Here is a 14,623-nt window from a genome sequence, read left to right on the forward strand (position 1 = left end):
AAAAAGAGGACTCGTTCTATTTGAACTGTTGAATACTTCATATGTATTCCGCTATTCATAGTCAAAAACCGTACAACATAAAAATATTTTTAACTATTTTCATTTTTTTAGAGGCAACTGTATAAGGTCTTTCTTAGTGCAAGTTCTCTTAGTTCATTGGCCATGCCAAATTCATATTTGATTCTTAAAAAACGACACTAAGAAAAAACCCTTGCTACAAATGCAGTGTAGCAAGGGTTTTTTAAATTGTTCAATTTTTGTTCCACTAATATCTTTGTTAGCTAACAATTTTATTGTTTTAATAGTCTTTTGTTTAATTCCCACAATGCTGTTTTGTTGCTATCCCATTTCAAAAGCGTTACTGCTTCCTCAAAGCATAACCATTTATAATTTAAGTGTTCTTTAGATAATGAGATGTTTTTTGTAGGGACTTTAACTCCAAAAGAAAATTCTTTTATTACATAAACCTCATCTCCCCAAAGGAATCCCCCAACTACATCCTCTACTGGTAGTGAAGACACAGAATCTAATTGTATATATGAACATTCACTTGTAATACCAGCCTCTTCAAACGCTTCCCGTTTTGCTGATTCAATAGGAATCTCACCGTTTTCTCCACCACCAGCTATCCCTTGCCAATAACCATAATCACTTCGGTTGAAAATCGCATATTGAATAGACTCGTCAGTTTTTATATAAGGAAATATCAATACTTGATATGGTGCTCTCATTGCTTAACCTCCTCTCGAAAATAAGCTTTAAATAAATATAAAATAAAGAGCCAACATCACAATTCTACATTAATAATGCAAGTTTATGGTGTCAGCCCTCTATTTTTAAAGAATTTTATTTTTTCATAAACAGTCTTACTCTTAATGGAGAAAAAAACTGCTTATTTCCTATCGAATTTGCTTAGCTTGTTTTTTTCATACCCGATGTTATTCAATTGCGCCAGCAACGTCATAATCATTTAAATCTAATTCAATTGGTTGTCCCAGCGCTAATTTAGCAAGTTCTGACCCTAAATATGGACCGGCAGTTAGACCTGAAGCACCTAATCCGTTTGCAACGAGAATACCTTCAAAGTTAGGAAGCGGGCCAATTACAGGTAAGAATCCTGGCGTAAATGGTCTGAATCCAACTCTCGTTTCAATCATGGTAGTATTTTCTAAGCCAGGTGCAACTGTTAATGCTTTATGGAAAACTTCATTTAAACCACCAGCCGTTACACGGTGATCGAAACCGGTATCATTCTCATGTGTTGCACCAATTACGACATGACCATTGTCAAATGTTAAAATGTATTGATCATTTGGCGGCATAACAACTGGCATATTTTCTGTTGCTGTATTTTCCATTTGCAGGTGAACAATTTGTCCTTTTTGGAACGTAACCAAGAAATTAATTCCTAAAGGGTTTAAGATTTCGTTCGCCCATGCACCTGCAGTTACAATAACCTTTTCTGCAAAAATTGTTTCATCGTTTATTATAACTCCCGTAATATGATTACCTTCACGGACTAATACTGCATCTCCTTTTATAAAAGTTGCACCATGTTTTTTCGCAGCACTTATTAATGCATTGCGTAATAATCTTCCGTTTACTCGTGCAGCACCACTAATATGAACAGAACTATATTCTTCTGATAATGCTGGGAATAATTTTTTCGTTTCTTCAGCTGATAAACGCGTAATTTCACCGATCTCTGGTGCATCTTCACGACGTTTATAAGCTCGCTCTTCCATTTGATCTAACTTTTTCTCATCAGTATGTAAACTAATTGCACCTACACGGTTGTAACCTGTATCCGTTTCACCGTCATCTTCTAATTGCTGAATTAACGAAGAATAGTAACGTGCACCGCCTTTAACGATTTTATACCATGCTTTATTACGACGTTGTGAAAGCCATGGACAGACAATACCTGCTGCTGCATCAGTTGCTTGACCTACTTGTTGACGATCCACGATAGTAACATTCGCACCAGCCTTAGCAAGATGATAAGCAGTAGACGCTCCTAAAATTCCAGATCCAACTACAATATACGATTTCATTTCAAACACCTTTTCTCTTTTGCTAATTATATAAATATAAGAACATTCCTTAGTATAATGGAAGGAATACTTTTTTCAATGTACTCATCACAATTAATTGTTGCATCATTGTGACTTTCCTAATCTTATTTTTTCTTTTTGCGGAATAAATCAATTGTTTTATAGCCTTGTGATAGAACTTCAATCATTTTTTCAAAACGTTTTTCACGTGTTTTTTCTTGTTTTACAGAAAATAAATTACGTGCCCAATCTTTCTGATATCCAGGCGTTAAACTTTGATAAAACTTAAGTTCATTTGGGTGATTAGCTAATAAAGCTTCAACATCTTGAATTCGATCTGCATAATCAGCTACACATTGGCTCATTGCAGGTGTTTTCGTCGCTTTTTTCTTCTCACGCTTTAAGCCTACAACAGTGAAGACGTCATCCATACTTACCATTCGCGCAAATTTAATATCGCTCTTTCCTACATACCCATCTTCTCCAACATTTAAAGCCGGAAACATTTCATCACGATGAATAAAAGTATTATAACGAGCATTACCTTTTTTCGGATATGCGAAAAACACATAACCTTTTTCAATTAGTAATTCTTCATTATTAATAATATAATTCGTTTGTTTCACCATTTCATCAAGTGTTTCTACAAAAATAAAAATGGCATCGTGTTCTTTTGAAAATACAGTTTCTTTACCTGTAAAAACTTCGTAATCACTTGGTTCATTAATAACCACCATATTCGTATACTTATTAAGCTTCAATTTATCGATAACTGTCATAAAAATCTTCCTTTACATTCAAAATTCATTTTACATTCGTTTTTATACTGTTCTAGTGTATTATATCTATTAAGAAAATCAAACTTTAATAGTGTTATTCTGTTTCAAAAGAACCAAAATCTTTATTTGAAGGGGTCGTTTTATGCCGTATGTAATCCGAGATGAAGGATTGTTTTTACAGGGGGATGATGGAAAAGAACCAGTTTTTAATTCATACGAAGAGGCTGCAGAAACATTAAAAACATTAACTATACCACAGTTCCCTAAACACATTAGAAGAAAACCTTTTAAACCAAAAATTATACAAATAGCCGATTCTGAATAAGAACCGGCTATTTGTATATTCACAACTCAATAGCAAATAAAGCATATAAAAACTCTCTATATTGATCTTCTGTAATTTCACGTTTTGTTTTTTCACCATGAATTATTTCAGTTAAACTAGTATTTGTTAAAGAGACATGGCCAGATTCCGTCAATTTGACTGCAATTGGTCCTTTATTGAAAATAGATTTCTCATCTTCTACTACTCTTTTTTGAACATCATTCACTACTGCCTCATCAATCATACGATTATAAAAAGCATGACAAACTTTCCACTCACCGTTCGTATCTTTTCTTTCTAGAACGTAATTCCCTTTACTCGTATCTTTTTGTCTCACTCGATACGTACCATTTTTAGAAGAAACAGACTCACTAGTAAAAGGTACAGGGACTAGAGGTACTAATGAAGCAATACCTACATCAATTACGTATCGTACGTTATCATAATTTAGAATAATCGTTATATGTCCATCCTCAAGTGCCCATGCGTTTATATCATTTTTATATACGGTACCTAATGCAAGTTGTACATCATAACCACAATTTTTTAAAAAGTAGTAAAAAAGAGTATTTAATTCATAACAAAGTCCGCCGCGGGATCTAGTTAAAATTTTATCCTGTAAATTTTCCATAGTAATTGTATTCGTATTACGTGCTATAACATCTAAATTCTCAAATGGTATAGTGTGTGCAAATGCAAAGAGAATTGTATTTAATTCTTCAAACTTCACTTCAGTACGCTTTGCAAGATTTAATCTTGTAAAAAGCTTATGTTGTAGACTTGTCATAGTCAGCACCCCTTAAAATGTATAAGTTAAAATAGTATATGCTGATTGTAAGTTTGATGGGGTACTGAAACAATGTACATTTCGTTTAACTGTACCGGTACAAAAAGTCTAACCCACAAGATTACTTAAAATAAGAAGCTACGAATACAAATTTAATAGTTTGTCTATGGGTAAATTATTATGATCGCTGAAATCAACAAAATATTGAAGTTGCCACATTTGGCTCTTTTTAGCTTGATTGCTGACAGGGTTATCCCATATAGGATAAATCCTCATAGCCATCTTGCCTTTTTGATTTTGTGTTCTCAAGATTTTTTCCTTAAGAAGAATCTCTTTAGGGAAAATAAATTGTCCTAGTTTATGATCATCTATACAAGTGATAACTAATAAGTCAGGAGCAGCGTCATAAGAAAACGTTTGATTTTGCATATTATCATCTTTTTCCCAAAAAGAAACAAATTGACCAATTTTATTAGGAGTAATTTTTGATTTTCTAAAACGAATGGTTTTGTTATTTAAGTGAAATAAACATCCTGCATATTCTGCGTTTTGCTTTTCTTCTTTTAGATTCGTAATCATTAAATTGTTAGGTTTGTAAACTATATTGTTTAAATTTCGGATCATATCATTAAAATTGTTCAAGAAAACTCCCCCTTTATTCATTTCTTAGTTTACCACAAACGTCAGTTCTTATATGTTGTAAATAATAAGCGATGTGAAAAAAAGGGAGATTTTACTTGGGTATTATTATTGCTTTAATGTACTTAGTTTTTCAATTGCTTGTTGTTCAGTTGCTAAGTAAAAAATATCTTTACCTTTATTACATTCATAAATAAAGTCCTTTAAGCTTTCACTAGTATACATAGAGAAATCGCCAACAATAGCAAACTTTACCTTGTAGTTTATAAACTTTTGAAGGATATCGCCCGCAAGACGTGTTTTTAGATCAAAGAAATCTTCACTTATTAAAGATTTATGGATAATAATATGTTTCGCATCTACCTCATATTGAACTGTTGCCATAGTATCTAATGCAGATTGAACATCAGATATTAGCACCTTATCATTTCTTATGATTGCAATATTTAATCCGTCAATTACCACTTTCTTTATTTCCATAGTCCCACCCCTTTATTATTTACACAGTATGAGTAAAATTGTTTTACAAAACTTCGTATTAATCATAGATTAAATTAGCCGCAGCTATTAAAATCTCCAATTTTTTATTGTAACTATATATTTTTATATTATTAATACGGTCAATGAAATTAATGATAGTTTCTCTTTTTTATATTTTTGAATATATATGAAATTGATTTTACTTGTTATAAAAATATTGTGGCGTAACATATCTTAACAAACTATCCAAAGTATTAATTTCGGCATATGATTGTATTTTGGTAGTATTCTTGATTTTTTGAGGGTTAAACCACACGCCCTTTATATTTGCATTTTGACAACCAGCAATATCCTTTTCTAAGTCATCTCCAACAAATAATACATCTTCTGGTTGCACATTAAGCTTTTTTAATGCTAGTTCAAATATACGTTTATCAGGTTTACTAAAGCCTACTTCTTCAGAAATAATGATCGTATCAAAGTAATTGTTTAAATTCGTGTTAATTATTTTAGCCTTTTGCCTCTGAGTTGAGCCATTTGTTATTATTCCAACTTTAAAGTGCTTCTTTATATGATTTAAGAATTGAATAGTATTTTGGTCTATCGAAAAACAATTAGGGAATTTTTCATTCCAAAAATCTTGGATGTAATTGCGTGGCAATCTATACTTCGGCGGGAATTCATCAAACAATGATTCTAAAACTATCGTTTTATCACTCATGCCGTATTCCCTTTTATCGTATTCTTTGAATTTCTGTAACATGTTGTTTTTAACTACATCACTAACATCCTCATAACACTTTTCTAAAACAAATAAAAACAATTTATCTACTGCCTTATCCCTATTAAGTAACGTATCATCTAAATCAAACAACATAGCTTTATAATCCATCAAATAAATTCACAACCTTTCTATATTCAAAAGTAATCAAAAAAGCAATTCATATCAAAGAACTCGTAATAGAACGATATTCTAAGAGTTAAATCAAAAGTCCTTTTTCTGTTTGTTAATTGATGTGAAAGTACACTATTTCGACTTGTTATGTAAGCTTGTAAATTCCTAAGTAAATACAATAATTTTTTCGGCTAAGATAGTAGGTAAACTTTTTGATTTCAATTTCAAATTTTCAGATTAATACGAACCCTTTTTGTGATAAGCTGTACTTAAAGATTAAATACAAAGGATGATTCGTATGCAAATTAGACCAAAAGCAAGTGAATATAACTCCTATTATGCAACGTATATTAACTTAGTATCAGACGGAAATATCATACATATTCTAGAGCAACAAATAAAGGAAACGAATCTTTTATTAAAGAAGATTTCTGATAGTGAGGGACTTTTCCGATATGCTCCTACTAAATGGAGTATAAAAGAAGTAATCGGCCATATTGCAGATACAGAACGTATTATGGCGTATCGCTTGTTATCTATTGCTCGAGGCGAGACAGCAGAACTTCCAGGCTATAACGATGATATGTATGTTCTTAAAGCTGCTTTTGATAAGCAATCTATGCAAGATCTTTTTGAGAATTTAATAGTTGTTCGCCAATCTACCGTGCATTTACTTAAAAGCTTAGATAAAGACTCTTGGTTACAAAGAGGAAATGCGAACAAATCTGAAGTTACAGTTCGTGCATTAGCATACATCATAGCTGGACATGAGCTTCATCATCTACAAATTATAAAAGAACGTTATCTTGGTTCTAATGCATATCCAGTAAGTTAATACTTGAAGAAAAAGAGTTCCATTGATGTAGGGCTCTTTTTCACTATTTATAAAATTCACCACATAAGATGCAAATTAGCCCTTATACATAATTTTCTTCAGACTGATATACTATAAACACAATAGTTCTAGAAAGGTGATGATATTATGTATGAACAACAAAATAATAGGGATAGAGATCAAAAAATGATGTTTTTTATGCAAGGAGTTTCCACAAATAAAGTTAACATGAATCAATTACCAAAATGGATTAGAATCTTCGGCTATTGTGCGTTTGGTTGGATGATACTATTTAGTTTAATTATGATTGTAGGTTTAATTCTGCAATAACGATACATTAAAAATGTTAACGGGACAGTATTTAGATCATACGTCTAGGTAATAAACTATTTTATTACCTAGACGTACTCCCCATTCCTTTTCGTCTTCGTGGATGTAAATAAGTGCATTGAATGTCTCGGCCCATTCAACTTGTGGAGAATAGTTATGAGGATGACAAAGGGCTATACTCAAAATCCCTTTGATTTGTTTTTGGATGGTAAAACATGTTTTTCTACTCTTTCATATTGAGTAAGTAATTGCCTAATAAAAGACAATTTCGGTACTAACCAATACGAAAATACCGCTGAAATACATCCTATTAAAGCCCCTACTGCAACATCAAAAGGATAATGAACCCCCACCCAAATACGAGAGATCGCTACACAAAACGCAAGTATAAGCCATAACCATCTAGTCTTATCACGCACAAGCCAAAACGAAAAACAAATCGAAAAAAAGAGAATTGTATGGTCACTAGGAAATGAATTATCTACAGCATGGTCGACAAGTTTATTAACATCAGGCAATACTGCAAACGGTTGATAATTTAGATGAAATTTCCCTGCTATTTTTCCGATCACCTCAGCAATCACAAAAGCAATCATCGCTTGGATAACCATCATCCTACTTTTTCTGGACCCAGTAAACCAATAAGCTAAAATAATTAAAGCTAAAATATATACCATATATTCTGCCAAAAATACCATGGTTGAGCTTAGGAATGAATATTGTTTACCTAAATCATTAATCGCTCGAAAAATATCAATATTGAATTGAGAAAAAGACATTTCAAATCCCTCCTTTTTAGTAAGGTGTTTTACTGAATGCCATATACTTTCATTACATGAATAGTTTTGGTTATTGTACTCATCTAAAAATATCAATCTCTTATGACATCGCTTTCTTCTTTTTCACTTTAATAAAAAAAGAAGAAAGAAAACATCGAACTTTCTTACAAACATTCATGCATTCTTACAGTTTTGTCATTTTCTTGTCATTTTGTAAATTTGTTTATCGTCTTGCCTTTTGATATATTCATAAACTCTTATATCTACAACTAGGGAAACTCTAATTACACATAAAAAAGAGAAGAACCTTGGTGAGTTCTTCTCTTTTTGTTTATTAAATTGTAATATAATTACAGTATGTGAAATTATACTATTTTAACTTTAAAAGCGAAGTGAAAACAACCTTCACTCCGCTTTTGGCATTTATTTAATCGTTTTCTCTGTTTTTAAAACTAATGAACTTAATGCAGGAACTTTAATTTTATTATCACGGACAACATAAAGTGTTTTACTACCTGCCTGTTTACCGTCTACTAGTACTTTCCAAGGACCTTTTGATGGAAGCGTTATTTCAACGACTTCTCTATTTGCATTGTGAGCCACCATAAAGTATTCGTTTTTATTTCCATTGTCCTTTCCATCTATTGAATAAGCCACAACATTTTTTGGAGCATCAATAAATGATACTTGTTTTTTAATTTGTTCTGCAGATGTCATTCTAAAGGCTGGGTACTTTTTGCGTAATTCTATTAAGCCCTTCATATAATCTACTTCATTATTAAACGCTGCACGACGCAACCAGTCCATCTGGTTAATTGAATCTGGAGATTTGTAACTGTTATGATCACCATATTTCGTACGCATAAACTCTTGTCCTGCATGTAAGAATGGAATGCCTTGTGATGTTAATAAAATCGAAGAAGACAATTTGTGCATTTGTTTTCGCACTTCTTCACTGTCACCTGGATTAGTCAATTCAAGTTTATCCCATAATGTATGATTATCATGTGCTTCCACATAAGTTAGCACCTGCTCCGGATCTTGATAAGTAGACGTATTTGTATCGTAGTCAATGCCTGCCGTAATCCCTTTTTTAATACGGTCTTCCATGTTTTCCTTTCCATTTACAAATCCATTTTCTTTCTCCTCAAATACACTGCCTTTCAATCCATCACGTATATTATCGTTAAAATGTGCAATCCCTTTCATTTTCTCTGCATTTTTTTGATTTGCTTTCAACTCAGCTGCAAGAGGTGTATTTAAATCCCAGCCTTCTCCATGCAGTATAATGGAAGGGTCAATTTGATTAACAGCTTTACGTATTTCATTCATCGTTTCATAATCATGAATACCCATTAAATCAAAACGGAATCCGTCTAAATTGTATTCTTTTGCCCAATACGCTACAGAATCGACCATAAATTTCCTCATCATTTTTCGTTCTGAAGCAGTATCATTTCCTACACCGGTTCCATTTGCAAATGTTCCGTCTTCATTGTAACGATAATAATAACCTGGAACTAACTTATGAAAATTAGATTCAGTAGCACTATACATATGGTTATAGACTACATCCATAACAACACGAAGATTATTATCGTGTAGTGTTTGAATCATTTGCTTTAATTCAGTTATTCGAACAGTTGGCTCATATGGATTTGTAGAATAGGATCCCTCTGGAACGTTGAAATTTTTCGGGTCATATCCCCAGTTATATTGTGGTTCGTTTAAACTCTCTTCATTTACTGAAGCATAATCAAATATCGGTAAAAGCTGAACGTGAGTAACACCAAGATCTTTCATATGATCAAGTCCTGTTTTCACACCTTCAGGTCCTCTTGTTCCTTTTTCTGTTACACCTAAATATTTTCCTTTATGTTTAATGCCACTTTCGGGCTGAATAGAAAGGTCACGTACATGCAATTCATAAATAATAGTATCTTCCGGATTTTTAAATTTTGGCTTTTTGTTTTCTTTCCATTTTTTCGGATTTGTTTCTTCCAAATCAACAACCGCACCTTTATCTCCATTTACAGAAGCAGCACGTGCATACGGATCAACGGCTTCAGTCCACTTATCACCAATTTTTACCTTATACGTATAAAAGAGACCTTTTTGGTTCCCTTTAAGTTCTGCTTTCCAAGTGCCCTTTTCACCTTGTTGCATGTTTATTTCAGTACCTATTTTATCGTTCCATTTTTTATATGTAACTAACTTTGCTTCACTTGCAGTAGGAGCCCATACACGGAACTTAGTATGTTGTGGTGTATATATATTACCTAAATCGTTACCACCATAATAAAATAAATTATCAAACTCCTTACTACGAATGACTTTACCGATTTCAGTATTCGTAGTTGCTAAGTTTTCAATTTTAACTTTGTATGTCTGTTTTAAATCAATTTTCTGCTCCGTAATTATTTTAACCTTATTAGTAACATTTCCACTGTTTATATCATAAGGACTAATATTCTTAATTTTAATGCCTTCAATATCAATCTTCCGTTCCTTAATATTAAACGGGACATTAGTTGTTACAGTAATTTCATTGAAACTATCAATAGTTGCTTTTTGAATTGATAGATCCGAAGAAGGCTTAGAATTATATACTTTTTCATCACCAGAAAGAATCCATACCTCAGCACGACCGTCCTTTATATTTTCAATCCAACGATCGCCACCATCTTTTTCCCACTCATTTGTACGAATGATAAATCCTACACGATTATAGTCACCATCTATATTCATCTTAGCGTACTTTCCAAATTCATCTTCACCAGTAAATTCATATGATTTACCATTTGCATTTTCTCCCCATATCCATAGGTTCCAGTCTTTTGTATTTCCAGACTGCTCTTTGTAATGAATGATAACTTCAGTTGTTTTCGAATTTGAAACTGCCTTTACACTTTGAAAAGAGAAAACAGATGATAACATAACGATTATAGTAAGTAATAAAACTGATTTGTTAATTAATCTTTTTATCATTGGTATCACATACACCCTTTCTTTAAATAGTACGAACGATTTATTATGCTCATACTAAATTACGCTACTTAAATTAATTTAGAAATCTCTTTTACTTCCCCCCCATATTGGCTATTTTCACATCTGTACTTCAATGATCTTTTAATACGAAAACGTTTGCATTAATATTTAAAAAAATAGTTTATTTATGTCTTCATATATTTGTAAATACTAAAAGATCAGGGAAGTTATTTTAAAGCAATCGTTTGTTATCGCTTTCATTCTATAGTACTTTCTACAAAGAGGTCAATATATTATTAATTTTCTGTTTTTATATACTATAAACCTTATATGTCTGTCGCAACTTATTGAAGATCCCTAGCCTAATCATTGCTTAGTAAGTTTATTTTCACTAATACATAGTTAAGTAAAAAACAGCTAATATCCTTAAAAGGACATTAGCTGTTTTCACAATGTATTAATATATGAATGATAACTATATTTCTAACGTACTTAATTTTTGCTGCATCAAATGTCTTTTGAACTGCTTGAAATTCAGCTGTATTCACTCCATATTTATTAGTTGCGACTCGACTACATGCTGATTTCAACTCTTTGAAATTAGAAGTTATGTTTAACTCATCTGTACTACATTACTAAATTTGTAGAAGTTATAGGTGTGTAAAATTTTATTTTAACTCTAAATAAAGAATCTCTTTCATCGTCCTAGCAACTTACTAGAAATATAATAATGAAAAGCAATGTTCTTTCAATTTATCGTTAAATACATGTAAAAAATGCCTCTATTCACTCATTTTTCATGCGTATGTATGTACATTTGTTAATTTATTCGATATATTATGTGTATTGAATGATTACGAAAAGCTTATAGGTCGCTAAAAAACACCTTATATTTTTATATCCGTGAAAACTACAAAATGTATGAAATCCATTTGTCAAATGAATTTAATGCGGAAGGAGGTTTGTGGTTACTTCATTAGGGTATAATAATCAGTTTTGAACTGATAAAAATATAGGAGGCGACATAATGTTTCGTACGATTTCAAATTTCATGAGAGTAGCTGAGATAAGAAACAAAATTCTTTTTACACTAGCGATGCTAATTGTCTTTCGAATTGGCACGTTTATTCCAGTTCCTCATACTAACGCAGAGGTATTAAAAGTACAAGATCAAGCCAATGTTTTAGGTATGCTGAACGTATTTGGCGGAGGAGCATTGCAACACTTCTCAATCTTTGCTGTAGGTATTACACCATATATTACAGCTTCCATCATAGTACAGTTACTACAAATGGACGTTATACCTAAATTTTCAGAATGGGCAAAGCAAGGGGAAATGGGCCGTAAGAAATCAGCTCAATTTACTCGATACTTTACAATCATTCTCGCATTCATACAATCCATTGGGATGTCTTATGGTTTTAATAATATAGCAGGTGGACAATTAATAACAGATCAAAGCTGGACTACATACTTATTTATTGCGACAGTTTTAACTGCAGGTACTGCATTTTTACTTTGGTTAGGTGAACAAATTACTGCTAAAGGTGTTGGTAATGGTATCTCTATGATTATCTTTGCCGGACTTGTTGCAGCGATTCCTAATGTTGCAAATCAAATTTATTTACAACAATTCCAAAACGCAGGCGATCAGTTATTTATGCACATTGTAAAAATGGTTTTAATTGGACTCGTAATTTTAGCGATAGTTGTTGGGGTTATTTACATCCAACAAGCGGTTCGTAAAATTCCAATTCAATATGCAAAAGCTGTATCAGGAAACAATCAATATCAAGGAGCAAAAAATACTCATTTACCTCTTAAAGTAAATAGTGCTGGTGTAATTCCAGTTATCTTTGCTTCTGCATTTTTAATGACGCCGCGTACAATCGCGCAGCTATTCCCTGATTCAAGCATTTCAAAATGGTTAATTACGAATCTTGATTTCGCACATCCAATCGGAATGATCCTTTATGTTGGTCTTATCGTTGCTTTCACTTACTTCTATGCATTTGTTCAAGTAAACCCTGAACAAATGGCTGAGAATTTGAAAAAGCAAAACGGATATGTTCCAGGTATTCGTCCAGGTAAAACAACAGAACAATATGTAACTAAAATTTTATACCGACTAACATTTATCGGTGCAATTTTCTTAGGTGCAATTTCAATATTACCGCTCCTATTCACAAAAATTGCTACGTTACCACCTTCTGCTCAAATTGGTGGTACTAGCTTACTGATTATCGTTGGTGTAGCATTAGAAACGATGAAAACGTTAGAAACTCAACTTGTAAAACGTCATTATAAAGGTTTTATAAAAAAAGCGAATTAAGTAAAAAACACAGTTGGTTATTTTTCCAACTGTGTTTTTGATTCTAATATCTCTAATTTCCCCACTAATATATCAATTCACTTTTTCTAATAAATTGTATGGTTTTTGATTCTATATAAAACCTAATGTTGTATTCTTTCTTAATAATTTCAGTACGGTACTTGAAATTATATTCCCCTTCAAACAAATCACGATGAAACGAATCATCACAAAATATTATTAAATTATCCCCTTCTAAATTAACTTTTGTATTTCTAATCCATGTCATAAATGATTTTTCTGCTATTTTAGACCGTAACGCTTTCTTTATTTATCCCAAATATTAATTCAATCTTTATGAACATGACAGCCCTGTATATTACAGGGCTGTTTCTTTATCTGACTGCATTTCCTTCTCTAACAACCGTCCTTGCTTGAAGTAAGTTCGGAGTATAGAACGATTAGCCAAAAACACACCAATCAATATGAAACAAGCCCCAATTCCTATTGCAGGATTTAAAGGTTCTCCTAACATGATATATCCAACAATAATAGCAATTAACGGAGAAACATATAACCACGTCGATGGAAATACTGGATTTGTTTTTGATAAAAGCCAATAATATAAACCATGCCCACCGATTGATCCAATAAATACGAGATACAAAATAGGCCATTGTACACTCCATGATGTTAATACAGCTACATTTGGCTGTTCCACTATGACAGATACGATTAGTAATAAAACTCCTCCATAAAACATTTGAATACCGTTAATGAGAAATGGTGAGACATTGGATAAATCCGAGAGTATTTTTTTTGAGTGAATAGAGCCTATTCCGTAAAATAACTCTCCTACTACTAAAACAATACAAGCAATACCCCATATGTAACTAACTTCTTGATGCATTCCTTGTAAAGAAACAAAGATAACACCTATTAGTGCGATAACTAAAGCAACGAGTTGTTCCTTTTGTAATTTTGTCTTATTTCTTTTGGCTTGTAATAACAAAATCATCATTGGACCTGTAGCAGAAAGAACAGCAGCTAATCCCGAAGAAATATATTGTTCAGCCCAGTATAATGTTGCGAATGTCATAAACGTTAAGCAAAAGCCAGCATATATAATACGTTTCGAAAATACATGTGGCATAATTTCTTTTCGCTTTAACTTAAATATAATCATCAAGATTACTCCTGCTAAAAAGAAACGAATTCCTGCTGCAAACAATGGTGGTGCTCCTGCTTCAATTCCAATCTTTATCGTTAAAAATGTTGTCCCGAAGATAATACATACTAAAATATAATTGAAAATAACCATTTTTCTTCCCCCCTTTATACTCTTAAAATGAGTATAAAGGGTATGGTGTATAACAGTGTATCAGTGCATATAACAGTTACTTCAAGTTGTAGTTGATTCC

Annotated in this window: 14 protein-coding genes and 1 pseudogene; 4 read left to right on the forward strand and 11 right to left on the reverse strand. The window is 32.2% G+C overall.

The features are described from left to right. Positions 1 to 290 precede the first annotated feature (290 nt). From DN410_RS01995 to DN410_RS02005, 3 genes are all read right to left on the reverse strand, one after another. Positions 291 to 731, reverse strand: a complete 441-nt coding sequence (locus DN410_RS01995) for an NUDIX hydrolase (protein WP_149175108.1) — start codon at positions 729 to 731, stop codon at positions 291 to 293. A 207-nt stretch (positions 732 to 938) separates the two neighbouring features. Beyond that, positions 939 to 2,054 carry an NAD(P)/FAD-dependent oxidoreductase gene (locus tag DN410_RS02000; RefSeq protein WP_149175109.1) on the reverse strand — a complete coding sequence of 372 codons (1,116 nt, stop codon included), beginning with the start codon at positions 2,052 to 2,054 and terminating at the stop codon, positions 939 to 941. A gap of 125 nt (positions 2,055 to 2,179) precedes the next feature. Beyond that, positions 2,180 to 2,833: a YdeI/OmpD-associated family protein gene (locus tag DN410_RS02005; RefSeq protein ID WP_149175110.1), complete on the reverse strand. Its 654-nt coding sequence runs from the start codon at positions 2,831 to 2,833 to the stop codon at positions 2,180 to 2,182. 142 nt (positions 2,834 to 2,975) lie between these two features. Between DN410_RS02005 and DN410_RS02010 the strand changes: the two genes are divergently transcribed. After that, positions 2,976 to 3,158, forward strand: a complete 183-nt coding sequence (locus DN410_RS02010; RefSeq protein ID WP_149175111.1) for a hypothetical protein — start codon at positions 2,976 to 2,978, stop codon at positions 3,156 to 3,158. A 19-nt stretch (positions 3,159 to 3,177) separates the two neighbouring features. On the opposite strand, the gene DN410_RS02015 is transcribed toward DN410_RS02010, so the two are convergent. The 4 genes from DN410_RS02015 to DN410_RS02030 form a co-directional block, all read right to left on the reverse strand. After that, positions 3,178 to 3,945, reverse strand: coding sequence for an arylamine N-acetyltransferase family protein (locus DN410_RS02015; RefSeq protein WP_149175112.1), 768 nt, complete (start codon positions 3,943 to 3,945; stop codon positions 3,178 to 3,180). Between the two features lie 138 nt (positions 3,946 to 4,083). Beyond that, positions 4,084 to 4,608 carry a MepB family protein gene (locus DN410_RS02020; protein ID WP_149175113.1) on the reverse strand — a complete coding sequence of 175 codons (525 nt, stop codon included), beginning with the start codon at positions 4,606 to 4,608 and terminating at the stop codon, positions 4,084 to 4,086. A gap of 84 nt (positions 4,609 to 4,692) precedes the next feature. Next, positions 4,693 to 5,064 carry a DUF4180 domain-containing protein gene (locus DN410_RS02025; protein ID WP_149175114.1) on the reverse strand — a complete coding sequence of 124 codons (372 nt, stop codon included), beginning with the start codon at positions 5,062 to 5,064 and terminating at the stop codon, positions 4,693 to 4,695. Positions 5,065 to 5,263: 199 nt separating this feature from the next. Next, positions 5,264 to 5,956 (reverse strand): HAD family hydrolase, encoded by a 693-nt coding sequence (locus DN410_RS02030; protein ID WP_149175225.1) that lies wholly within the window; start codon positions 5,954 to 5,956, stop codon positions 5,264 to 5,266. 301 nt (positions 5,957 to 6,257) lie between these two features. Between DN410_RS02030 and DN410_RS02035 the strand changes: the two genes are divergently transcribed. Together DN410_RS02035 and DN410_RS02040 are read left to right on the forward strand one after the other, a co-directional pair. After that, positions 6,258 to 6,794, forward strand: coding sequence for a DinB family protein (locus DN410_RS02035; protein ID WP_149175115.1), 537 nt, complete (start codon positions 6,258 to 6,260; stop codon positions 6,792 to 6,794). A 147-nt stretch (positions 6,795 to 6,941) separates the two neighbouring features. Beyond that, positions 6,942 to 7,124 (forward strand): hypothetical protein, encoded by a 183-nt coding sequence (locus DN410_RS02040; RefSeq protein ID WP_149175116.1) that lies wholly within the window; start codon positions 6,942 to 6,944, stop codon positions 7,122 to 7,124. A gap of 179 nt (positions 7,125 to 7,303) precedes the next feature. On the opposite strand, the gene DN410_RS02045 is transcribed toward DN410_RS02040, so the two are convergent. The 3 genes and pseudogenes from DN410_RS02045 to DN410_RS02060 form a co-directional block, all read right to left on the reverse strand. Next, complete coding sequence (locus tag DN410_RS02045; protein WP_149175117.1) at positions 7,304 to 7,903, reverse strand: undecaprenyl-diphosphatase; 600 nt, start codon at positions 7,901 to 7,903, stop codon at positions 7,304 to 7,306. 423 nt (positions 7,904 to 8,326) lie between these two features. Further along, a complete protein-coding gene (gene pulA, locus DN410_RS02055; RefSeq protein WP_149175226.1) occupies positions 8,327 to 10,897 on the reverse strand; it encodes a type I pullulanase in 2,571 nt (856 codons plus the stop codon). A gap of 431 nt (positions 10,898 to 11,328) precedes the next feature. Further along, positions 11,329 to 11,520 (reverse strand): annotated as a pseudogene (locus tag DN410_RS02060) (M4 family metallopeptidase); the annotation flags it as partial. 398 nt (positions 11,521 to 11,918) lie between these two features. On the opposite strand from DN410_RS02060, the gene secY reads away from it, so the two are divergent. Continuing rightward, positions 11,919 to 13,223: a preprotein translocase subunit SecY gene (gene secY / locus DN410_RS02065; RefSeq protein WP_149175118.1), complete on the forward strand. Its 1,305-nt coding sequence runs from the start codon at positions 11,919 to 11,921 to the stop codon at positions 13,221 to 13,223. Positions 13,224 to 13,581: 358 nt separating this feature from the next. Here the strand turns inward: secY and DN410_RS02070 are convergent, their stop codons facing one another. Beyond that, a complete protein-coding gene (locus DN410_RS02070) occupies positions 13,582 to 14,523 on the reverse strand; it encodes a DMT family transporter (RefSeq protein ID WP_149175119.1) in 942 nt (313 codons plus the stop codon). Between the last annotated feature and the right edge of the window lie 100 nt (positions 14,524 to 14,623).

Source organism: Bacillus sp. SH5-2, assembly GCF_008368905.1.
GTDB lineage: Bacteria > Bacillota > Bacilli > Bacillales > Bacillaceae_G > Bacillus_A > Bacillus_A luti.